This is a genomic window from Pelagibacterium montanilacus (assembly GCF_003992665.1).
Taxonomy (GTDB): domain Bacteria; phylum Pseudomonadota; class Alphaproteobacteria; order Rhizobiales; family Devosiaceae; genus Pelagibacterium; species Pelagibacterium montanilacus.
Genome location: NZ_RZMX01000015.1, coordinates 96,463 through 117,662, shown reverse-complemented (window position 1 = coordinate 117,662; position 21,200 = coordinate 96,463). Strand labels below are relative to the sequence as shown.

Sequence of the window (21,200 nt, the reverse complement as noted above, 5' to 3'; positions counted from 1 at the left end):
GGTGCGACGAGGCCTAGGCTAAAGACATGGGGATTGCCGGGTGCTGTCTGGAAGATGAAGATTGGGAGAGGTTGGGGAAAGGTGGGGCTTGCAATCTGGCGCCCGCGCCCCATGGCCGGGCGCGCTCAGGCGCCGGAAAAGCCGATGCGGTAGCCCAGCGCCTCGGCGATATGGGGCCGGGCGACGGTCGGGCTGCCCGCAAGATCGGCGAGGGTGCGGGCGACCTTGAGCACCCGGTGATAGGCACGGGCCGAAAGCGAGAAGGATTGCGCGGCCTTGAGCAGCAGGTCCCGGCTTTCCGCATCGGGGGCAGCGACTTCCTCGATCAGCCGGGCGCCGGCGGCGGCATTGGTCATGATGGTCTCGGCCGAGAGGGCTCGGTAACGCTCGCGCTGGAGAGAGCGGGCCCGGGCCACCCGGGCGGCGACGATGGCGCTGGTCTCGCCCGGTGAGGAGGCGATCATGTCGGCGGCCGAGACGGCGGGCACGTCGATCCGGATGTCGATGCGGTCGAGAAACGGCCCGGAAATCCGGCCCTGATAATCGGCGGCGCATTTGTCCCCGCGCCGGCAGGTGTGCCCGGGCGTGCCGGCCAGCCCGCATTTGCAGGGGTTCATGGCGGCCACGAGCTGGAAGCGCGAGGGGTAGGTGACCCGGGCATTGGCGCGGGCGATCACGGTCTGCCCGCTTTCGAGCGGCTGGCGCAGGCTGTCGAGCACCTGGGGCTGGAATTCGGGCAATTCGTCGAGAAACAGCACGCCGTTATGGGCGAGGCTGACCTCTCCGGGGCGCACGCGCAGCCCGCCGCCGACAAGCGCGGCCATGGACGCGGAATGATGGGGGCTGCGGAAGGGCCGGCGGTCGGAAATCTTTCCGCCTTCGATCTCCCCGGCGATCGAGAAGATCATCGAGACGTCGAGCAGCTCGCGCGGGTCGAGCGGGGGCAGGATCGAGGGCAGGCGGGCCGCGAGCATGGACTTGCCGGCGCCGGGGGGCCCGACCATGAGGAAATTGTGCCCCCCGGCGGCGGCCACCTCGAGCGCGCGGCGCGCCACGTCCTGGCCGCGCAGATCGGAGAGATCGGACGCATCGGGCGGGGGCAGAGCCCGGGCGGGGGTGGGACGGGCCAGCACCTGCCGGCCGGCAAGGTGATTGACGAGGGAAAAGAGCGAGGCGGGGGCGACGACATCGAGATCCTCGCCCGCCCAGGCCGCTTCGGGCCCGGACTGGGCGGGGCAGACGATGCCCAGCCCCAGCCCGTTTGCGGCCATGGCGGCGGGCAGGATGCCGCTGACCGGGGTAATGCGTCCGTCGAGCGCGAGTTCGCCCACCACCATATAGCGCTCGAGCATGTCCCCGGGAATGGCGCCCATGGCAGCCATGAGCCCGAGCGCGATGGGCAGATCGTAGTGACTGCCTTCCTTGGGCAGATCGGCGGGCGCCAGGTTCACCGAGATGTGCTTTGAGGGCAGCGAGAGCCCGCTGGCGATGAGCGCGGCGCGGACGCGCTCGCGGCTTTCACCCACCGCCTTGTCGGGCAGGCCCACGATGTTGAAACGCGGCAGGCCGGGTGAAATCTGGACCTGAACATCGACGGGCACCCCTTCGATGCCCTGGAAGGCAACGGTCGTGATCCGTGTGCCCATGCGCCTGCCCCCCAGTCCCTCTGCCGATGTCCCTGTGGATGGAAAGCTAGCACCGCAGAACGCGACCGACAAGAACATTTAGGGAACGATTATCCGGCCCTGCATGGCCGGCATGCGTGAGCCCGGCCAGCAGGTAGGGAACAAAGGGCCCCGAGGGGCATTGATCGATCAATAATCGTCCGGAAGCGACGCGTTCGGCGGGGAGAATGGCCCGCCAAACCATGACGACAAGAGCGCCCGGGAACTTTACGCAGACACCACCACCGGTGCGGTGCCAGCCGCCGAAACGTTCAGCGATGCCTGAACGCAAGCAGGCGCAGGCGCCCGCCATCCGGCTCTTGAAGCCGGAGGAAGGAAAGACCAATGAAGATCGACATCACCCGCCAGCCCGTGCTCGTGGTCGAAGACGATCCCCTGTTGCGCCTCGATATGGCGCTGGCCTTCTCGGACGCCGGATTTTCGGTGATCGAGGCCGGCAGTGCCGACGAGGCGCTCGACATCCTCAACGAGCGCAGCGGCATTGCGCTCGTGGTCACCGATATCGAGATGCCCGGAAAGCTCGACGGGCTCAAGCTGGCCGAGATCGTCTCCGATCGCTGGCCCGAGACCGCGATCTTTGTCACCTCCGGCAAGATCAAGCCTGCCGAGGATACGCCGGGGCGGTTCTTTCCCAAACCCTATGACAGCCGGATCATCGTCGACGAAGCCCGCCAGATCGCGGCCTAGGGCATATCCTGTCCTGGCGCGCATAATCGATGCAGAGGAAGAGCCCCTGTTCCGATGGAGCGGGGGCTCTTTCCATGTCCGGGATTGCGTCGAAAAATCGCCAACGCGGTTTGCCCGGTTGCCCGGCAATCGCAGCGTCCGGGCGGGGATTCATGATCGGTTAACCGTTTGCGTGAGGGCTTCATTAAGCGCGCATGAGCGACAAGGCAGATTGATAGCCTTTTATTAAAACTCGAGAGTACCCGAGCCCCCATGCGTATCGCCACCCTGCCGCTCTGTGGACCGCTTGCCCTTTTGAGACGCATCCTGCCCGTGGCCGCGGGTCTGGCTCTGGCCGGCACCCTCGCGGCGTGCGGTCACAATTATTATCCGGCCAAGGGCGACAGCGATCCGCACAAGGGAGTGGCCCGGGCCCACTCGCTGCCCGTGCACGGGATCGACATCTCCCACCACCAGGGCGATATCGACTGGCACGCGGTAGCACGGGCGGGAACGCGGTTCGCCTTCATCAAGGCCACCGAGGGTGGGGACCATCTGGACCGCCGCTTTCACGAGAACTGGGAGCGCTCGCGCGCCGCAGGCGTTCCGCGCAGCGCCTATCATTTCGCCTATTGGTGCCGTTCGGCCGAAGAGCAGGTGGCCTGGTTCGCGCGCAACGTGCCGGCCGAGGCCGACGCCCTGCCCCCGGTCCTCGACCTCGAATGGAACAATCATTCCTCCTGCCGGCCCAATCTGAGCCGCGCCGAAGTGCTCGAGAAGGTGCGGATCATGCTCCGGGGCATGGAAGCCCATACCGGCAAGGTGCCCATCATCTATACCGACATCAATTTCCACCGCGACATTCTCGAGGGCGTGGCGCTGGAGAACCCCATGTGGCTGCGCTCGGTCGCCGCCCAGCCCCATGAGCGTTACACCAACCGGCCCTGGACCTTCTGGCAGTATACCCAGACCGGCACCGTGCCCGGCATACGCGGCGGGGTGGACCGAAACGCCTGGTATGGTTCGGAAAGCGACTGGATCTTCTTTTTCATGACCGGCTGCACCCGCGGGGGCTACCAGAGCCTTGCCGCCCAGGGCCGCTGCGCGCCGCTGAAATAGGCCATTGCGATCCGTTTCGGCCGGATGCCCCGCGTCCGGTCGAGCTATACGCGCTGCATTTTCCGGTTAAACACGGGTTGCGTGATCGACAGGGTCTGCTCATAGTTGAGCCCATACCGAGCCCCGTCCTGTCCTCAATTCTCAAGTTCATGACCATGAAACCGCTTTTCGTGCTGCTGGCCTTTTTCGTCTTGGCCGGCCCGGCTGCAGCCCAGACCGAACCTGCCCTGCCCCAGACGAGCCCGGACCGGAGCCTCTTTGTGATGGGCGGGCCGATGGGTGCGGAGGGAATGGGCGGGATGCTGATCCCCTTCAATGCCGAATATGAAGACGCTTTCGCCCTGGGCGTGGGCTACCAGCATTTCGTGCTCGAGCCGATCAAGGCGCTGCGACTGGGCTATGAAATCGGCGGGGCCTTGAGGGTCGGGGACAAGACGACCGGCGAGATCTGGGCCGGCGCGACGGCGCGCTATGACGGGTTCGTTCTGGGAGACCGGCTGGGCATATCGCCCGGGCTGACCTTCGGGCTGAGCGCGGTGACCGACACCATGGGCGTGGAGGCCGAGCGCCAGGGCATGAATGGCGAACCAAGCAATCTGCTGTTTTATTTCAGCCCCGAAATCTCGTTCTCGGACGTGGAGAACCCCGGGGTCGAGCTGTTCTGGCGCGTGCATCATCGCTCGGGCGCGTGGGGCACGCTGGGCGGGGGCAGCAGCGCCAACGCCACGATGATCGGCGTCCGCGCAAGCTTTTAAAGCGTTTCCAGAAAAAGTCGCGCTTCCGAACCGGAAAAGTGTAGCCACTTTTCCTGGAAGCACTCCTAGCCAACAAGAATACCGCTTTCCCTGATGCCGTCGAAGACGAACTGGACGGCCAGCGCGGTGAGGAGGATGCCCACCACGCGCGAGACGACCGAGAGACCGGTGAGGCCCAAAAGGCGCTGGATGGGAATGGCCACCAGAAGGGTCAGCCAGGCGAGCGCGAGGACGGAAACGAGGGCGGCGACCACGGTCCAGTATTGAAGATCGGTCCGCGCGCCGGTGGTGAGCAGCACCACGGCGCTGATGGCGCCGGGCCCGGCCAGAAGCGGCATGGCAAGGGGAAAGACCGAGATGTCGTCCCGGGCGCGGCCCTCTTCCTCTTCTTCGGACGTCGTGCCGACCCCGCCCGAATGGCGGGCAAAGACCATGTCGATGGCGATGAGCAGCAACAGGATGCCGCCCGCGACCCGCAGCGCGGGGATGGTGACCCCGAAGAGATCGAGGATGGTGTTGCCGGCCAGGGCGAAGAACACGAGGATGGCCCCGGCCACGAGCACGCCGCGCGTGGCCATGACAAAACGCTGCCGGGCGCCCGAATCCCGGGTCAGCGCCGCAAAGATGAGCGCGATATCGGCGACGCCCACCGTGGCAAAGAAGGTGGCGAAGGCCACGAAATAATTGGCGGTGCTCATCGCGCGTGCCCCTCGCTTTCAACGGTCAATCGGCAGGTTCGGGCCGCCGTGTTCCACGTGAATCACCGCGCCCCTGACAGGGGCGGAGGCCGGAAAGCCGCGGGCAATCCGGACGGCCGATGTCGGCAAGCGCCCGGCCCGGCCGTCCTTGCCCAGAAGAGGTGCCCCGAGATCCATTCTCCGGGTTATACACAGGAACACGGAAGGAAGACGAGATGTCGTTTCAGGCCTATCTCGATGCGGTGGAGAAAAAGACGGGGCTGACCCCGCGCCAGATCATCGCAATCGCCAGGGAGAAGGGATTTGACGCGCCCACGGTCAAGGCGGGAACGATCCTTGACTGGCTGGCCACCGAATACGGGCTGGGTCGGGGCCACGGGATGGCGATCGTCCATGTGATCCGCAACGGGGCAAAGATCGATCCCCGGCATGTGGGCAGCACGGGCGCGCATCGGGACGAGACCGATACGCTCTGGCTCGACGGGATCGCGACCAGGCCTTCGTGAACCCGGTCGCGCGCGCTGCGATCACCGCCGGGTTTCGATTGCATCCCAGACGAGCGTGGCGATGTCGGGGCCCCCGAAGCGCCTGACCTCGCGGATGCCGGTGGGCGAGGTGACGTTGATCTCGGTGAGAAAGCCGCCAATGACGTCGATGCCCACAAAGATCAGGTCGCGCTTTTTCAGCTCGGGGCCGATGATGGCGCAGATCTCACGCTCCCGCTCGGTCAACTCGGACAATTCGGGGCGTCCTCCCGCATGCATGTTGGAGCGCGCTTCGCCGTCCATGGGAATCCGGTTGAGCCCGGCGACGGGCTCGCCATCGACGAGAATGATGCGCTTGTCGCCTTTTCTCACGTCCGCGAGATAGCGCTGGACCATGAAGGGCTCGCGGAAATTGGCCTCGAACATTTCCAGAAGCGAGCCCAGATTCTCGTCGCCCGGGGTGATGCGGAAGACCCCCGCGCCGCCGTTGCCGAACAGTGGCTTTAGGACAATATCGCCGAACTCGGCGCGAAAGGCGCGGATTTCCCCGGCGTCGCGCGTGATCAGCGTATCGGGCATCAGCTCGGGAAAATGGGTGACGAGGATTTTTTCGGGCGCGTTGCGCACCTCGGCGGGGTGATTGACCACCAGCGTTTTCGGGTGAATGCGCTCGAGCATGTGGGTGGTGGTGATGTAGTTCATGTCGAAGGGCGGGTCCTGACGCAGGAGCACCACGTCGAACGCGGTCAGCTCGGTCTTTTCCCAATCCTCGAGGGTGAAGTGGAGGCCCTTCTCGCGGTCGTCGACCTTGACCCTGTGCACCCGCGCGGTGACGCTGTCCCCGCGCTGGGCCAGGGTCGAAGGCGTGTAATAGAACAGATCATGGCCGCGCGACTGGGCCTCGAGCATCAGCGCGAAGCTGGAATCGCCGATGGGGTTGATCTGGGCGATGGGGTCCATCTGGACGGCGACCGAAAGGGGCATGGGCTGTTCTTCTCCAACGGGGCAGCAGGTCTTGCATCTCGCGAGCGGTCAGGGCGCGCGGAACGCATCCTCCAGATGATACGGCAGGCGCGCCGGTGCAAGCACGATGACGTCGAACCGGCAGTCGAAACTGGCAAATTCGGGCCGGGCGCTGCGAAAGCCTTCGGCGGCCTGGGCGATGCGCCTTGCATTGACCGCCTCAAGCGCGCCGGCCAGCGCGGCAGGGCCCGCGCCCGAGCGGCGCTTGACCTCGACGAAGACGAGGGTGGGGCCGCGCCGGGCGACGAGATCGATCTCGCCCACCCGGGTGCGGTAGCGTGTGGCGATGATCCGGTAGCCCTTGAGGCGCAGATAAAGCGCCGCGAACGTCTCGGCGCGTCGCCCATCCTCTTCGGCCCGGCGGCGGGTGGCGCGGCGGTGGGCTTTTGGGTTACCGCGCATCGGATTTGCGCTCGAGGGCGGCGGCATAGACCTGCTTGCGCTTGAGCCCGAAGCGGGCGGCGACCTCATCGACAGCGCCGCGCAGGGGCAGTTCGGCGAGCGCGGCATCGAGCGCGGCTTCCCAGTCGCCCTGGGCGCCCTCAGAACTTGCGCCCGAAACCACGATGACCGCCTCGCCCTTTTCGGGAGTTTCGGCGAGCCGGGCGGCGAGGTCGGCCAGCGTGCCGCTGCGGTAGCGCTCGAAGCGCTTGGTGAGCTCGAGCGCGACCACCGCCTCGCGGTCGCCTCCCAGAACCTCGGCCATGTCGGCGAGCGATTCGGCGAGCCGGCGGGGTGATTCGTAGAACACCAGGGTCTCGGTGCGGGTGGCGAGCGGGGTGAGGGCGTTGCGGCGCTGGCCCTGCCGGGGGGGCAAAAAGCCGAAAAAGGCGAAGGCATCGGTGGGCAGTCCCGCGCCCACCAGCGCCGAAAGAAGCGCAGAGGGGCCGGGAATGGGGATGACGTCATGGCCGGCGGCGCGGACGGCGCGCACCAGCGGAAACCCCGGGTCCGACAGGAGCGGGGTGCCGGCGTCCGAGACGAGCGCGAGCGCGGCGCCCTCGTCCAGCCGGGCGAGGAGCCCCTCGATCCGGGCGCGCTCATTGTGCTCGTGTACGGCGGTGCGCGGCGTGGAGATGGCATAGGCATCAAGCAGCCGCACGGTGTGGCGGGTGTCTTCGCACAGGATGAGATCGGACCCCGCCAGCACGTCGAGCGCGCGCAGGGTGATGTCGCGCAGATTGCCGATGGGGGTGGCGACCACATAGAGCCCCGGGGCGGGGCGGGCCGCGTCGAGCGCGGTGCCGGCGATCCGATAGGTGCGGGCGCTGTGACGCTCTGGGTCGCTCAAGGGAAAGGCCTTTCGTCGGCTCGCCGGAATGCCGTGTCTTTTCAAGGTTGCCGTTCCCCGATGTTTAAGCGGGCAAACCGGTTCTGTATATATTGGCACAGTGATTTGGCCCGAAGACAGGGGAGGGCGCACCCGGCAATGGAGCGCGCGATGATGATGTCGAGGGGCGCGAGAGCCTGGCTTGCGCTGGCTTTGCTCGTGCTCTGCCTCGGGTGGGCCGGCGCGGGAACAGGCCAGGGGCTGCCGCCGGCACGCGGGGAGATCGCGGGGACCGGGCCGGTGCGGGTGGCGCTGATCGTGCCGCTTTCGGGCGGGGCGGGGCTCGCCGGGCCGGCGCGCGCGATCCGCAATGGCGCGGTACTGGCGCTCGAGGCGGCGGGGGCCGGGGCGCAGATTCATCTGGTGATCAAGGATTCGGGCGCCGATCCCCAAAGGGCCGGGACGCTGGCCCGCGAGGCGGTGGGCGAGGGCGCGCGGCTGATCCTGGGCCCGATCCGGGCCGAAGCGGTGGAGGCGGCAGCCGGGGCGGTGGACGGCTCGGGCGTGCCGATCATCGGGTTCTCCTCGACCGGCGCGGTCGCGGGGCCGGGGGTGTTTCTCTTGAGCGTTCTGCCCGAGGTCGCCGCGATGCGGGGGCTGGGCCATGCGCGCGACCGGGGCGCAAGGGCGGGGGCGGCGATCGTGCCCGACAACCGCACCGGGGCGGCCCATGAGGCCGCGTTCCGCGCTGCGGCGAGCGCGCAGGCCATGACCGCGGTCGCCGTGGAGCGCTTCGCCGACGAGGCCGGGGCGCGGGCGGCGGTCGAGGCGCTGGGCCCGCTGTTGCGCTCAGGGAGGATCGATACGCTCTATCTGCCCGATCCCCTGACGGCGCCCAGCCTGGCTTCGCTGCTCGAGGCGGTGCAGTATCCGAAATCCCGGGTGCTGATCGTGGGCTCGGCGCAATGGGCGGAGCGAGAGGCGATCGCGGCGCACCCGTTTCTTTCGGGCGCGGTCTATCCGGCGCCGGACGCAGGCGCCGCGGCGGGGCTGGCGGCGGCCTACAGGGCCCGGTTTTCCGCCGAGCCCGACAGCTTTGCGATGATGGGGTTCGCGGCCGCGTCGCTGGCCGATACCCCCGGGCTCGTGATGGCCGGCTATCTGCCGGCGATGATCGCGCGGGCAGGCGGGTTCATGGGGCCCGAAGGCCCGTTCCGGTTCCATCTCGACGGGCGCGGGGAATATGGGCTGGGAATCTTCGAGGTCCGGGCCGAGGGCGCGGCGCTGATCGAGGCGGGGCGGATGGGCGGCATTCCGCTGGATACTTCAGGGCGCGGATCATCCGATGACGGGATCATCCCGCCGGTGGGCGAGAGCCTTTTGCGCGAGTGAACGCCACCCGCGCGCGGATCAGGCCGCGAGGTCGGCGACCACCGCGTCGAGCACCGGCCAGCCCTTTTCGGTGACCCGGAGCCGGCCGTTGGGGAGGGTCTCGATAAAGCCGATCTCGGTCAGATGGTCGATCTGGCGCGAGGCGAGGCCGCGGCGCGAGAGGGCGCGGTAGCGGGAGGGGTCGATGCCTTCGCGCAGGCGCAGGCCCATGACGAGATATTCATCGCCTTCCTCGTCCCAGCTCAGCGTGTCGTCGATGACCAGCCCGTGCCCCTCGGCCATCACCTTGTCGCGCCAGGCAAAGGGCATGCGTTCGGCAGCCGTGGCGTGGCGGGCGCCGCCAACGATCAGCCGGCCATGGGCGCCCGGGCCGATGCCCGCATATTCCCCATAGCGCCAGTAGACGAGGTTGTGGCGGCTTTCCTGGCCCGGACGGGCGTGGTTGGAAATCTCGTAGGCCGGCAGGCCGTAGGAGGCGGTCATCTCTTGCGTCAGCTCGAACATGTCGGCGGACATGTCCTCGGTCGGCATCTTGAGCTTGCCGGCAGCAAACAGGTCATAGTAACGCGTGCCCTGCTCGATGGTGAGCTGGTAGAGCGAGAGATGGCCGGCCGAAAGCGCCAGCGCGTCGGTGAGCTCGTCCTCCCATTCCTCGAGGGTCTGGTGGGGGCGCGCATAGATCATGTCAAAGCTCGAGCGCGGAAAGATCTTCTGGGCGGTGCCGATGGCAGCGATGGCGTCGCCCACCGAATGGAGCCGGCCCAGCCGGGCGAGCGGTTCGGGGCGCAGGGACTGCACGCCCAGCGACACCCGGTTGACCCCGGCGGCCCGATAGCCCCGGAACCTGTCGGCCTCCACCGAAGTGGGATTGGCCTCGAGCGTGATTTCCGCGCCATCGGCGATCTGCCAGTGTTTGGCGATGGCCGAGAGGATCTGGTCGACCGAGCGCGGGTCCATCAGCGAGGGCGTGCCGCCGCCGAAAAACACCGATTCCACCAGCCGCCCGGGCGCCATGGCCGCTGTGGTCTCGATTTCGCGCAGATAGGCGGCGGTGAAATCGGTCTCGTCGAACGGTCCGCGATGGACGTGGGAATTGAAGTCGCAATAGGGGCATTTGGCCGCGCAGAACGGCCAGTGCACATAGACACCAAAGGCGGTGTTGGCGCTCAAAGCGCGGCCTCGGCAAAAAGCGCGAAGGCGCGCGCGCGGTGGGAGAGACCCTGCCGGCCCGGTGCCCAGGAATGCTTTTCGGCGGCGCTCATCTCCCCGAAGGTGCGCTCATGGCCATCGGGGAGAAACATCGGATCATAGCCATGGCCCATGGTGCCGCGGGGCGGCCAGACCAGCGTGCCCGGGGCGATGCCCTCAAAGATCATGTCGCGCCCATCGGGATGGGCAAGGCAGAGCACGGCGTTGAAGGCGGCGCGGCGCTGGCCGGGTTCTCGCGCGCCCTTTTCACCCAGGGCGGTCTCGACCTTTTCCATGGCCCTGGAAAAGTCGCGCGGCACACCGGCCCAGTCGGCGGTATAGACCCCGGGCGCGCCATCGAGCGCATCGACCGCGATCCCCGAATCATCGGAAAGCGCGATCTGGCCGGTGGCCTGTGCCGCGGCGTGAGCCTTGATCCGGGCGTTCTCGACAAAGGTCGTGCCGGTTTCCTCGGGTTCGTCGAGACCAAGATCGCCCGCCGATACGATGTCGAGCGCAAAACTCGCGAACATGTCGCGGAATTCGTCGAGCTTTCCGGCGTTGTGGGTGGCGAGCACCAGCCGCGTGCCGGGCGCCAGCCTGTACCAGCCCTCGCTCATTGCGCCTCCAGAACCTGTTTCTGCAACGTCACCAGATCGGCGATGCCCGCCTGGGCGAGGCCCATCAGCGCGTTGAGCTCGTCGGCCGAGAACGGCTCGCCCTCGGCGGTGCCCTGGATCTCGACGAATTTGCCCGAACCGGTCAGGACGAAATTGGCGTCGGTCTCGGCCTCGGAATCCTCGAGATAGTCGAGATCGAGCACCGGGGTGCCGCGATAGATGCCGCAGCTGACCGCTGCGACGTGGTCGCGCAGCGGATCGCCCTTGCACAGATTGCGCGCCTTCATCCACGCCACCGCCTGGGCCATGGCCACATAGGCGCCGGTGATCGAGGCGGTGCGGGTGCCGCCATCGGCTTCGATGACGTCGCAATCGAGCGTGATCTGGTTTTCTCCCAGCGCGCCCATGTCCACCACAGCGCGCAGCGAGCGCCCGATCAGGCGCTGGATTTCCTGGGTACGGCCGGACTGCTTGCCGGCGGTCGCCTCGCGGCGGGTGCGGGTGGAGGTGGCGCGGGGCAGCATGCCGTACTCGGCGGTGACCCAGCCCAGCCCCTGGCCCCGGCGCCAGGGCGGCAGGGAGGTTTCGACGCTGGCGGTGCACAGCACGCGGGTGCGCCCGAAGCTGACCATGCAGCTTCCCTCGGCCTGCGGCGCGACCCCAATTTCAAGGGCCACGGCCCGCATCTCGTCTTTCGCACGTCCGCTCGGCCGCATGTCACCCCGCATCTGGTTGTTCTGGCTGTCCGGTGCCGCAATGGCGGCCTTGTGAGCCTCTTACCCTTTCACCGTTGCGCGAACAAGCGGCCCGACGCAGCCACCGGCCTTGGCGGACCGCCACAATGGGCCTAAATGAATACCCATGAGCGGACCCGGATCCTCATCGCAGGCCTTTCTCGAGGCGTTATCGACGCGCAGCCAGGATATCTTCCGGCGGCTGGTCGAGCGCTATATCGAAACCGGCGAGCCCGTGGGCAGCCGGGCGATCTCGCGCATGCCCGACATGGCGCTCTCGCCGGCCTCGGTGCGCAATGTGATGGCCGATCTCGAGGAGCTTGGGCTGATCGCGGCGCCCTATACCTCGGCGGGGCGCGCGCCCACCCAGATCGGGCTGCGGTTTTTCGTCGACGCCATGCTCGAGGTCGGGGCCATGGACGAGGCCGAACGCGACCAGATCGCCCGCAACATCACCGGGGCGCAGTCCGACGACGTGGAATCGGTGCTCAACGAGGCCAGCGCGCTGCTCTCGGGCCTGAGCCACGGGGCGGGCATGGTGATTGCCGCCAAGGCCGACATGGTGCTCAAGCACGTGGAATTCGTCCGGCTCGACCCGGAGCGGGCCATGGCGATCCTCGTGGGCCAGGACGGGCAGGTGGAGAACCGGGTGATCGCCCTGCCGCCGGGGCTGACCCCTTCGGCGCTTACCCAGGCGTCCAATTTCCTCGCCCATCATATCACCGGCAAGACCCTGCGCGAGGCGCGCGATTCGATTGCCGCGCAATCGGAACGCCAGCGGCGCGAACTGGACGCGCTGGCCCAGAAGCTGGTGGATTCGGGCCTGGCCTCGATGAGCGACGCCCATACCAGCGCGCCGACCCTGATCGTGCGCGGGCGCGCCAATCTGATCGACGACACCATGGCGTCCGAAGATCTGGCGCGGGTGCGCCAGCTTTTCGACGAGATCGAGACCAAGAAAGGGCTGATCGAGCTTTTGTCCGATGCCGAGACCGCGCAGGGCGTGCGCATCTTCATCGGCTCGGAGAACAAGCTGTTTTCGCTCTCTGGCTCATCGGTGGTGCTTTCCCCCTACAAGGACGCCAATGACAAGGTGGTGGGCGTGCTCGGGGTGATCGGGCCGACCCGGCTCAACTATGCGCGCATCGTGCCGGTGGTGGACTATACCGCCCATGTGGTGGGCCGGCTGATCTCGCGAAAGCGCGACCTTTAGCCCGGAGCGCGCGGTCCCTGAGCGGACCGGCGCTGCTCAAAGGGTTGAATTCGGCGCGGGGCTGGCCGATATGCGTGCAAGCTTTCCTCCATACTTGCAAAGAGAGTACCGCGGATCCCCATGACCAGCGACGACAAAGCAAGACCCCAAGACGAGACCGCATCGCCCGAGCTTGACGCGGATACGGGCGCGGACGCCGACGAGACCGAAGGCGTTGATGCCCTCGACCCGCTCGAGGTGCTCGAAGCCGAGAACGCGGAATTGCGCGACCGGCTGCTGCGCGCGGTCGCCGAGATGGAAAACCTCAGGAAGCGCTCGGAACGGGAAGTGGCCGACACCAGGACCTACGCGATTTCCGGCTTTGCCCGGGACATGCTGGTGGCCACCGACAACCTTTCCCGGGCCCTGATGGTGGTGCCCGAGGAGGCGCGCGAGAACGCGGACGGCACACTCAAATCCCTGATCGAGGGAATCGAGATGACCGAGCGCGAAATGCAGCGGCTCCTGACCAAGCACGGGGTCAAGCCGATCGAGGCTCAGGGCGAGAAGTTCGATCCCCACCGCCATCAGGCGATGTTCGAGGTCCCCGATCCTTCGGTGACCGAGGGCACGGTGGTGCAGGTGGTCCAGGCGGGCTATGCCATCGGCGAACGCGTTCTGCGCCCGGCGATGGTGGGCGTGGCCAAGGGCGGGCCCAAGCGCGGCCAGGCGCCCTCGGGCGAGCCCGGGCCTGCCCCCGACGCCGATCCTTCGGACACTGACGGGGTGGACAAATCGGCCTGAGGCCGGGCCCCGCGTGAGGAGGGGAGAGGCAAATCTTTTGAGCGACGCCATGGATGCGCGCTTGAAGGGTCCCGGGCCCCTCCTTATATAGCCAGCCAAGCCCGGTGACGGGCACACCGCCAGTTTTTGGCAGATAAATTCATCCCCTAGAGGGACCCGGCCGGCCGGGACGGCGCGACGCCGTATCTTCGGGCGCTCCAGAAGGCCGGTCTATTCCAGGGGTTCGCTCAGAGAAAGAGGCAATGAATGGGTAAAGTAATCGGTATCGACCTGGGCACGACCAATTCGTGCGTCGCCGTCATGGACGGCAAGACTCCCAAAGTGATCGAGAACGCCGAAGGCGCGCGCACCACGCCCTCGATGGTGGCGTTCACCTCCGATGGCGAGCGGCTGGTGGGCCAGCCTGCCAAGCGTCAGGCGGTCACCAATCCCGAAGGCACGCTGTTTGCCGTCAAGCGCCTGATCGGGCGCCGCTACGAAGACCCCATGGTCACCAAGGACAAGGGCCTCGTGCCCTACCAGATCGTGAAGGCGGACAATGGCGACGCCTGGGTCGAGGTCGAGGGCAAGAAGTCCTCTCCCTCGGAAGTCTCGGCGATGATCCTGGGCAAGATGAAGGAAACCGCCGAGAGCTATCTCGGCGAGCCGGTCACTCAGGCGGTGATCACGGTTCCGGCCTACTTCAACGACAGCCAGCGCCAGGCGACCAAGGACGCGGGCAAGATCGCGGGCCTTGAAGTGCTGCGCATCATCAACGAGCCCACCGCCGCGGCTCTGGCCTATGGGCTGGAAAAGCGCGAAGCGGGCACGATCGCGGTCTACGACCTTGGCGGGGGCACCTTCGACATCTCGATCCTCGAGATCGGAGACGGGGTGTTCGAGGTCAAATCCACCAATGGCGACACCTTCCTTGGCGGCGAAGACTTCGACATGCGTCTGGTCGACTATCTGGCCGACGAGTTCAAAAAGGAGCAGGGGATCGACCTGCGCGGCGACAAGCTGGCGCTCCAGCGCCTCAAGGAAGCAGCCGAAAAGGCCAAGATCGAGCTCTCCTCCTCGTCGCAGACCGAGGTGAACCTGCCGTTTATCACCGCCGACCAGTCCGGACCCAAGCACCTGCAGCTCAAGCTGACCCGGGCCAAGTTCGAGCAGCTCGTTGAAGACCTGATCAAGCGCACGATCGATCCGCTCAAGGCCGCGCTCAAGGATGCGGGCATGCGCGCCGGGGAGATCGACGAGATCGTCCTCGTGGGTGGCATGACCCGGATGCCCAAGGTCCAGGAGGAGGTGAAAGCCTTCTTTGGCAAGGAGCCGCACAAGGGCGTCAATCCCGACGAGGTGGTGGCGCTGGGCGCGGCGATCCAGGCGGGCGTGCTTCAGGGCGACGTCAAGGACGTGCTGCTTCTGGACGTGACCCCGCTGTCGCTGGGCATCGAAACGCTGGGCGGGGTCTTTACCCGCCTGATCGACCGCAACACCACGATCCCGACCAAAAAGAGCCAGGTGTTCTCCACCGCCGAAGACAACCAGTCGGCCGTGACCATCCGGGTCTTCCAGGGTGAGCGCGAAATGGCGGCGGACAACAAGATGCTCGGCCAGTTCGATCTCGTTGGCATTCCTTCCGCGCCGCGCGGGGTGCCCCAGGTCGAGGTGACGTTCGATATCGACGCCAACGGTATCGTCAATGTCTCGGCCAAGGACAAGGGCACCGGCAAAGAGCAGCAGATCCGCATCCAGGCTTCGGGCGGGCTCTCTGACGCCGATATCGAGCAGATGGTCAAGGACGCGGAGTCCAACGCCGAAGCCGACAAGAAGCGCCGCGAGACCGTGGAAGCGAAAAACCAGGCCGAAAGCCTCGTGCATTCGACCGAAAAATCGCTGGCCGAACACGGCGACAAGGTCTCGGCCGAAATCAAGTCCGAGATCGAAGCTGCGATCGTCGACACCAGGACCGCGCTTGAGGGCGACGATCCCGAGGCGATCAAGGACAAGGCCAATGTTCTGGCCCAGGCGTCCATGAAGCTCGGCGAGGCCATGTACAAGGCCAGCCAGGACGAGGCCGCCAGCGCCGATGCGGCGTCCGACGCCGCAAAGGACGAGGACGTGGTCGACGCGGACTTCGAAGAGGTCAAGGACGACGACGACAACAGCCAGAAATCGGCCTGACAAGGCCTTTGACCGGCATAAAAAAGAAAGCCGCCCTTCGGGGCGGCTTTTTCGTTTGCGCTTCAGAAGGGCGAAGGGTCAGCCGGCCAGGGCCGCGTCATAGGCCGTGACGATCTCGCGGGCGCGGCGGGCGACCTCCGCCACGTCGAGCCCAGGGGTGTAGAGCGCGGTGCCGATGCCGAACCCGTTGGCTCCGGCCCTGATCCATTGGTCGAAATTTTCCGCGCCGGCGCCACCCACCGCATAGACCGGCGCCTCGGCGGGCAGGACGGCGCGCAGGGCCTTGAGCCCGGCGGGGCCCATCTGGAAGGCGGGGAAGATCTTGAGCCCGTCGGCGCCGGCGGAAAGCGCGGCAAAGCATTCGGTGGCGGTAAAGACCCCGGGCCATGAGGCGAGGCCCAGCGCCTTGGTGTGGCCGATGACTTCAGAATTGCAATTGGGCGAGACGATCAGCCGGCCACCGGCGCGCGCCACATCCTCCACCGCCTGAACGTCAAGGACCGTGCCGGCCCCGATCCGGGCGTCGGCGCCGAACCGGCCGGCCATGGCCGCGATCGAGGCGAGGGGGTCGGGGGAGTTGAGCGGCACCTCGATGGCCGTGATCCCCGCTTCGATAAGCGCCCCGGTGACGGGCATGGCCTCGTCGGGGGTGATCCCGCGCAGAATGGCAATGAGATTGCGGGCGGCGGGGCTGGTCATGGTTTCAGTCCTTTTGAGAGGCGGCGCGGACGGCGGCGAGCCCGGCAAGGGTGAGGGTTCGCGCCTCGAGGATGCGCGGGGCGATGCCGGCGTGCTCGAGCCCCCGGGCGTAAAGCGCGGCGAGCCCGGTTTCCCCGATCAGCCCCACCGCGCCGGCCTGCCAATAGGGCCGTGCGGCAGCCAGTTCGGCGCCGATCAGGAGCCCGGAGAGCCTGCCGCGGGCCGCGGCGGGCGCAAGGCCCTCCAAGAGGCTGGCCGCGCGCAACCCGAAGAGCTGTCCGGTCAGCAGGCCGGGATCGGCAAAGCCGGCGCCGAAACCGGAGGCGAAGGCCTCGGGATCGATCTCTTCGCCGGCCATGGAATGGCGCAGAACCGACTGGCGGGAGAGGAGCGCAAAGAGCTCCCCGGTCATGAAGGTGGTGAAGCGCCCGATGGTGCCGCCCGAGAGCCGCGCCCATTTGCTGTGGGTGCCCGGAAGGCAGAGCGCGCCGTCGAACCCCGGTTCTGCGGCAAGGAGCCCCGCAATCTGGGTTTCCTCCCCCCGCATGACGTCGGCAGGCGCGGCCTGGGCGAGGCCGGGCACGATGTGGACCGCGATGCGGGAATCGGTGGTGGGCGCGCGCACCGGTCCGGGCGCGGCAATGGGATGGCCAGGGACGGGACCGTAAGGCGCCTCGGTCCAGCCCTGACGCGCCCCGACCATGCCGCAGGCATAGATTTCGATGGTGCGATCGGGGCTGAGCCAGGGGGAGACGAGATCGAGCAGCGCGGCCTCGAACTGGTCGGTAGAGAGCACGCCCATGCCCCGGTCGGAGGCGGCCTCGGCCATCACCGCGCCCGCGCCATCGATGCCATACACCCGCAAATGGCTGGTGCCCCAGTCCGCGGCGATCCAATCGGGCTCAAAAGGCATGGCAGGGCGATCCGGGCTCGGGAAAGACTGGGCATGGTCTGGGACAGGGCGCGAGCCTTGTCAAGCAGGCGGGGTTTCACGTGAATCAGCCCATCTGGACGCCCACAGTGAGCCCAAAGGTGAAAAAACCCCTTGAAAAGCGGGCGGGGAACACAAGATAAGGGAGCAGCGCCGCCCTGCACCGCATCCCCCGGTGCGAGGCGGCGCTGGCGTACCGGCGGGGCGGCCGGACCAGACGACCAAACCCTCACCGATCACCAACCGGATCGAGCTGGCAGTTCAATGACGAGTGAAGCGACACAAGCGCAGACCCCTCGACACTCCCCGAACCGAGGGAGGCGCTAAATGTCCAAGGCCGATTACTACACCGTTCTGGGCGTTGAACGCGGCTGCGACGGCGCGGTTCTGAAATCCGCCTACCGCAAGCTGGCCATGAAGTTCCACCCGGATCGCAATCCCGGCGACAGCGAAGCGGAAAGCAAGTTCAAGGAAATCTCCGAAGCTTACGATACGCTCAAGGACCCCCAGAAGCGCGCGGCTTACGACCGGTTCGGCCACGCAGCGTTCGCCAATGGCGGAGGTGGGGCCGGTGCGAACGGATTCGGCGCGGATTTCTCCTCGTCCATGAGCGACATCTTCGAGGACATTTTCGGCGATTTCATGGGCGGCGCAGCGCGCCAGCGCCAGCGCGACGCCCGCCATCGCGGCTCGGATTTGCGCTACAATCTCGAAATCACGCTCGAGGACGCCTTTACCGGCACGACGGTGGATATCGACGTGCCGACGCTGGTCCATTGCGACACCTGCGACGGATCGGGCGCCAAGCCCGGGACCGGCTTTTCCACCTGCCGTATGTGCAGCGGGCAGGGCAAGGTGCGCGCCGCGCAGGGGTTCTTCACCATCCAGCAGACCTGTCCCCAGTGCCACGGGCGCGGGGAGACCATGGACCAGCCCTGCACGGACTGCCAGGGGCAGGGCCGGAAGCAGAAGAGCCGCACGCTTTCGGTCGACGTGCCCAAGGGCATCGAGGATGGCACTCGGATCCGGCTGGGCGGGGAAGGCGAAGCGGGCCTGCGCGGCGGGCCGACGGGCGACCTTTACATCTTCGTTTCGGTCAAACCCCACGAGCTGTTCCAGCGCGACGGCGCGGATCTGTTCGCGCGCGTGCCCATCTCGATGATCACCGCGGCTCTGGGGGGCGAGTTCGAAGTGCCCACGCTCGAGGGCGCCCGGGCCAAGGTCAAGGTGGGTGAAGGCACCCAGCCGGGCCAGCGCGTGCGTCTCAAGGGCAAGGGCATGCCGGTTCTGCGCGCCACCCAGGTGGGCGATCTTTACGTCCAGCTCGATGTCGAGACGCCCCAGAAGCTTTCCCGGCGGCAGCGCGAATTGCTCGAAGAATTCTCAAGGCTTTCCGATTCGGGCACGTCGCCCACGTCGCACGGGTTCTTTGACCGCATCAAGACCATGTTCGGGGCCGGCTGACCGACCGCAGCGCGCGGCGATCCGATCGCCCCTGCCAGCCGTAAGCACCAGATATCGGTGCGAACCGGACGGCGGAACCAAAAGGGCAGGGGGCCAGACAGATGACGCGGGTTTTGACGCTTTCGGGATCGACCCGAAGGGACTCGATCAACCGAAAGCTCCAGGTCCATATGGGCGAGCGGCTGCGCGACGCGGGGCTGGAGGTGACCGAAATCTCGCTCGCCGACTATCCCATGGCGCTCTTTGACCAGGACCTCGAGCCCGATTCGGTGCCCGAGGCGGCGGCCCGGCTGGCCGAGCTCTTTCGCAGCCATGACGGAATCTTTATCGCCACGCCCGAATACAATGGCGGGCTTCCGCCCCTGACGGTGAACACCATCGCCTGGCTCAGCCGGCAAAAGCCGTCGCCCTTCCGGCATGCGATTTTCGGGATCGGCGGGGTCAGCACCGGCAAATACGGGGCGATCTGGGCGCTTTCGCATCTGCGCGATTCGCTCTCCAAACTCGGGGCCGTGGTCTCGCCGATGCTTTTGGGCATCGGGCCGGCGAGCGAAGCGTTCGCGCAAGATGGCGGGTTCACCGAGACCTCGGTCAACACCAAGATCGATCAGATGATTCGCGACTTTACCGAGCTTTCCCGCCGGCCGCTCTGAGGGGGCGCGCCGATTGCGCGTCACCCCGATTCGTGGCAATCGGGAGGCCCATGCCAACAAGGGGGGCCGTCCGGACATGGCCGCAGAGCTGATCGTCGGTCTCGACGTTTCCACACGCCAGCAAGCCGAAGCGCTGGTCGAGGCGCTCGAGGGCACCGCCGATTTCTTCAAGATCGGCTACCAGCTCGTTTATGGCGGCGAGGGCCTGGCGCTGGGGCGGGCCCTGATCGCGGCGGGCAAGCGGGTGTTTTTCGACCTCAAGCTCCACGACATCGACAATACGGTGGAAAAGGGCGTTGCGGCATTTGCCGAGACCGGCGCGCAGATGCTGACCGTGCACGCCTATCCGCGCACCATGCGCGCCGCGGCGCGGGCAGCAGCGGGCTCGGACCTCTGCGTTCTGGGGGTAACCGTCCTGACCTCAATGGATCAGGACGACCTCGAGGCGGCGGGCTATGGCATGGCGCTGGGGGAGCTGGTAGCGCTGCGGATCGAGCAGGCGCGCCAGGCGGGCATCGGGGGCGTCGTCGCTTCGCCCTTCGAGGCCTCTGCCGCGCGTGAAATTCTAGGCCCCGAGGGCGCCGTGGTGACCCCCGGAATCCGGCCCACAGGGGCCGAGAAGGGTGACCAGAAACGCATCATGACGCCGGCCCAGGCCAGCGCCGCAGGCGCCAGCCATCTGGTGGTCGCCCGCCCGATCATCGCCGCGCCCGACCCCAGGGCCGCGGCGCTGGGCATTCTCGCCGAGATTGCCATCGGGGCGCCCCGGGGGTAGAGCCAGACACGACACCAAGATCAGGAGCAGCCAGCACATGACCGGGCTCAAAATCGCGATCGCGGGAGCGGGTGGACGCATGGGCGCCGCCAATATCCGCGCGGTCCTCGAGAACCCCGCCTGCGAACTGGTGGCCGCGTTCGACCGCTCGGGCGCCCCGGCCATCGGGCGGGATGCGGGCACCCATGCCGGGCTCGAGCCGGCCGGCATCGCGATCAGCGAGGATATCGAAGCGGCGCTCTCTCTTGCCGATGCAGTGATCGATTTCACCGCGCCCGCCGCCTCGGTGGCGCTGGCGCGGCAGGCCGCCGAGAAAGGGATGGCGCTCGTCATCGGCACGACGGGCTGTTCTTCAGACGACGATCTGGCGATCGCGGCGGCGGGGGAAGCGGGCGCGCGGATCGTGAAATCGGGCAATATGAGCCTCGGGGTCAATCTTCTCGCCGCGCTGGTGCGCAAGGCGTCGGCCGCGCTGGGCGAGGAGTTCGACATCGAGGTGCTCGAAATGCACCACCGGCACAAGGTCGACGCGCCCTCGGGCACGGCGCTGATGCTGGGAGAGGCTGCCGCACAAGGGCGCGGGGTGGATCTGTCCGACGTCGCCGTTTATGCGCGCGAGGGCCATACCGGGCCGCGCCGGAGCGGGGATATCGGCTTTGCCACATTGCGCGGGGGCGGGGTGATCGGGGATCACTCGGTGATCCTTGCGAGCGGGACAGAGCGCATCACGCTCGGCCATGCGGCCCAGGACCGGCAGCTCTTTGCGCAGGGCGCGGTGCGCGCGGCACTCTGGGCCGGGACCCAGGGCCCGGGCCTTTACGACATGACCGACGTGCTCGGTCTCAAGGATTGAACGCCAAGCTGGCGCACGAAACCTGCCA

At 67.2% G+C, this 21,200-nt stretch carries 22 protein-coding genes; 12 read left to right on the top strand and 10 right to left on the bottom strand.

The genetic code is table 11. From position 1 onward, the window contains the following. Positions 1-125: 125 nt before the first annotated feature. Positions 126-1,646, bottom strand: coding sequence for a YifB family Mg chelatase-like AAA ATPase (locus EO136_RS07260; RefSeq protein ID WP_127143803.1), 1,521 nt, complete (start codon positions 1,644-1,646; stop codon positions 126-128). A 363-nt stretch (positions 1,647-2,009) separates the two neighbouring features. Between EO136_RS07260 and EO136_RS07255 the strand changes: the two genes are divergently transcribed. The 3 genes from EO136_RS07255 (at position 2,010) to EO136_RS07245 (ending at position 4,225) form a co-directional block, all read left to right on the top strand. Beyond that, positions 2,010-2,372 (top strand): response regulator, encoded by a 363-nt coding sequence (locus EO136_RS07255; protein ID WP_127143802.1) that lies wholly within the window; start codon positions 2,010-2,012, stop codon positions 2,370-2,372. A gap of 252 nt (positions 2,373-2,624) precedes the next feature. Further along, on the top strand, positions 2,625-3,470 hold the full coding sequence (locus EO136_RS07250) for a glycoside hydrolase family 25 protein (protein WP_127143801.1): 846 nt from the start codon (positions 2,625-2,627) through the stop codon (positions 3,468-3,470). Positions 3,471-3,625: 155 nt separating this feature from the next. Further along, complete coding sequence (locus EO136_RS07245) at positions 3,626-4,225, top strand: hypothetical protein (protein ID WP_127143800.1); 600 nt, start codon at positions 3,626-3,628, stop codon at positions 4,223-4,225. Positions 4,226-4,290: 65 nt separating this feature from the next. Here EO136_RS07245 and EO136_RS07240 read toward each other — a convergent pair whose 3' ends face one another. Next, positions 4,291-4,923, bottom strand: a complete 633-nt coding sequence (locus tag EO136_RS07240) for a MarC family protein (protein WP_127143799.1) — start codon at positions 4,921-4,923, stop codon at positions 4,291-4,293. Between the two features lie 215 nt (positions 4,924-5,138). Between EO136_RS07240 and EO136_RS07235 the strand changes: the two genes are divergently transcribed. Then, complete coding sequence (locus EO136_RS07235; RefSeq protein ID WP_127143798.1) at positions 5,139-5,429, top strand: DUF4287 domain-containing protein; 291 nt, start codon at positions 5,139-5,141, stop codon at positions 5,427-5,429. A gap of 21 nt (positions 5,430-5,450) precedes the next feature. Here the strand turns inward: EO136_RS07235 and gshB are convergent, their stop codons facing one another. The 3 genes from gshB to rsmI are packed head-to-tail and all read right to left on the bottom strand — an operon-like array spanning position 5,451 to position 7,722. Continuing rightward, positions 5,451-6,392, bottom strand: a complete 942-nt coding sequence (gshB, locus tag EO136_RS07230) for a glutathione synthase (protein WP_127143797.1) — start codon at positions 6,390-6,392, stop codon at positions 5,451-5,453. A 48-nt stretch (positions 6,393-6,440) separates the two neighbouring features. After that, a complete protein-coding gene (locus EO136_RS07225) occupies positions 6,441-6,833 on the bottom strand; it encodes a YraN family protein (RefSeq protein ID WP_127143796.1) in 393 nt (130 codons plus the stop codon). Next, positions 6,823-7,722: a 16S rRNA (cytidine(1402)-2'-O)-methyltransferase gene (gene rsmI / locus EO136_RS07220; RefSeq protein WP_127143795.1), complete on the bottom strand. Its 900-nt coding sequence runs from the start codon at positions 7,720-7,722 to the stop codon at positions 6,823-6,825. Before rsmI ends, EO136_RS07225 begins: the two co-directional genes overlap by 11 nt. Positions 7,723-7,872: 150 nt before the next feature. Between rsmI and EO136_RS07215 the strand changes: the two genes are divergently transcribed. After that, positions 7,873-9,093 carry a penicillin-binding protein activator gene (locus tag EO136_RS07215; protein WP_164730479.1) on the top strand — a complete coding sequence of 407 codons (1,221 nt, stop codon included), beginning with the start codon at positions 7,873-7,875 and terminating at the stop codon, positions 9,091-9,093. An 18-nt stretch (positions 9,094-9,111) separates the two neighbouring features. On the opposite strand, the gene hemW is transcribed toward EO136_RS07215, so the two are convergent. From hemW to rph, 3 genes are read right to left on the bottom strand one after another with little or no spacing between them, the layout of a single operon-like run. Beyond that, a complete protein-coding gene (gene hemW, locus EO136_RS07210; protein ID WP_127143793.1) occupies positions 9,112-10,263 on the bottom strand; it encodes a radical SAM family heme chaperone HemW in 1,152 nt (383 codons plus the stop codon). Beyond that, positions 10,260-10,901, bottom strand: a complete 642-nt coding sequence (rdgB, locus tag EO136_RS07205) for an RdgB/HAM1 family non-canonical purine NTP pyrophosphatase (protein ID WP_127143792.1) — start codon at positions 10,899-10,901, stop codon at positions 10,260-10,262. Before rdgB ends, hemW begins: the two co-directional genes overlap by 4 nt. Next, positions 10,898-11,617, bottom strand: coding sequence for a ribonuclease PH (gene rph, locus EO136_RS07200; RefSeq protein ID WP_127143822.1), 720 nt, complete (start codon positions 11,615-11,617; stop codon positions 10,898-10,900). The genes rdgB and rph overlap by 4 nt, the downstream gene beginning before the upstream one ends. Positions 11,618-11,762: 145 nt before the next feature. On the opposite strand from rph, the gene hrcA reads away from it, so the two are divergent. The 3 genes from hrcA (at position 11,763) to dnaK (ending at position 15,797) form a co-directional block, all read left to right on the top strand. Then, positions 11,763-12,848: a heat-inducible transcriptional repressor HrcA gene (gene hrcA / locus EO136_RS07195; RefSeq protein ID WP_127143791.1), complete on the top strand. Its 1,086-nt coding sequence runs from the start codon at positions 11,763-11,765 to the stop codon at positions 12,846-12,848. Positions 12,849-12,968: 120 nt separating this feature from the next. Then, the gene (gene grpE / locus EO136_RS07190) at positions 12,969-13,631 is read left to right on the top strand and encodes a nucleotide exchange factor GrpE (RefSeq protein ID WP_127143790.1); all 663 of its coding nucleotides are present in this window, start codon (positions 12,969-12,971) and stop codon (positions 13,629-13,631) included. A 246-nt stretch (positions 13,632-13,877) separates the two neighbouring features. Next, entirely contained in the window at positions 13,878-15,797 is a 1,920-nt protein-coding gene (gene dnaK / locus EO136_RS07185) for a molecular chaperone DnaK (protein ID WP_127143789.1), read from the top strand. Between the two features lie 78 nt (positions 15,798-15,875). On the opposite strand, the gene EO136_RS07180 is transcribed toward dnaK, so the two are convergent. Beyond that, complete coding sequence (locus tag EO136_RS07180; protein ID WP_127143788.1) at positions 15,876-16,496, bottom strand: 2-dehydro-3-deoxy-6-phosphogalactonate aldolase; 621 nt, start codon at positions 16,494-16,496, stop codon at positions 15,876-15,878. Positions 16,497-16,500: 4 nt separating this feature from the next. After that, positions 16,501-17,409 carry a 2-dehydro-3-deoxygalactonokinase gene (locus EO136_RS07175; protein ID WP_127143787.1) on the bottom strand — a complete coding sequence of 303 codons (909 nt, stop codon included), beginning with the start codon at positions 17,407-17,409 and terminating at the stop codon, positions 16,501-16,503. Between the two features lie 345 nt (positions 17,410-17,754). On the opposite strand from EO136_RS07175, the gene dnaJ reads away from it, so the two are divergent. The 4 genes from dnaJ (at position 17,755) to dapB (ending at position 21,172) form a co-directional block, all read left to right on the top strand. After that, positions 17,755-18,891 carry a molecular chaperone DnaJ gene (dnaJ, locus tag EO136_RS07170; protein ID WP_127143786.1) on the top strand — a complete coding sequence of 379 codons (1,137 nt, stop codon included), beginning with the start codon at positions 17,755-17,757 and terminating at the stop codon, positions 18,889-18,891. 101 nt (positions 18,892-18,992) lie between these two features. Continuing rightward, complete coding sequence (locus EO136_RS07165; RefSeq protein WP_127143785.1) at positions 18,993-19,544, top strand: NADPH-dependent FMN reductase; 552 nt, start codon at positions 18,993-18,995, stop codon at positions 19,542-19,544. Positions 19,545-19,620: 76 nt separating this feature from the next. After that, complete coding sequence (gene pyrF / locus EO136_RS07160; protein WP_127143784.1) at positions 19,621-20,319, top strand: orotidine-5'-phosphate decarboxylase; 699 nt, start codon at positions 19,621-19,623, stop codon at positions 20,317-20,319. Positions 20,320-20,356: 37 nt separating this feature from the next. Next, positions 20,357-21,172: a 4-hydroxy-tetrahydrodipicolinate reductase gene (gene dapB / locus EO136_RS07155; protein ID WP_127143783.1), complete on the top strand. Its 816-nt coding sequence runs from the start codon at positions 20,357-20,359 to the stop codon at positions 21,170-21,172. Positions 21,173-21,200 lie beyond the last annotated feature (28 nt).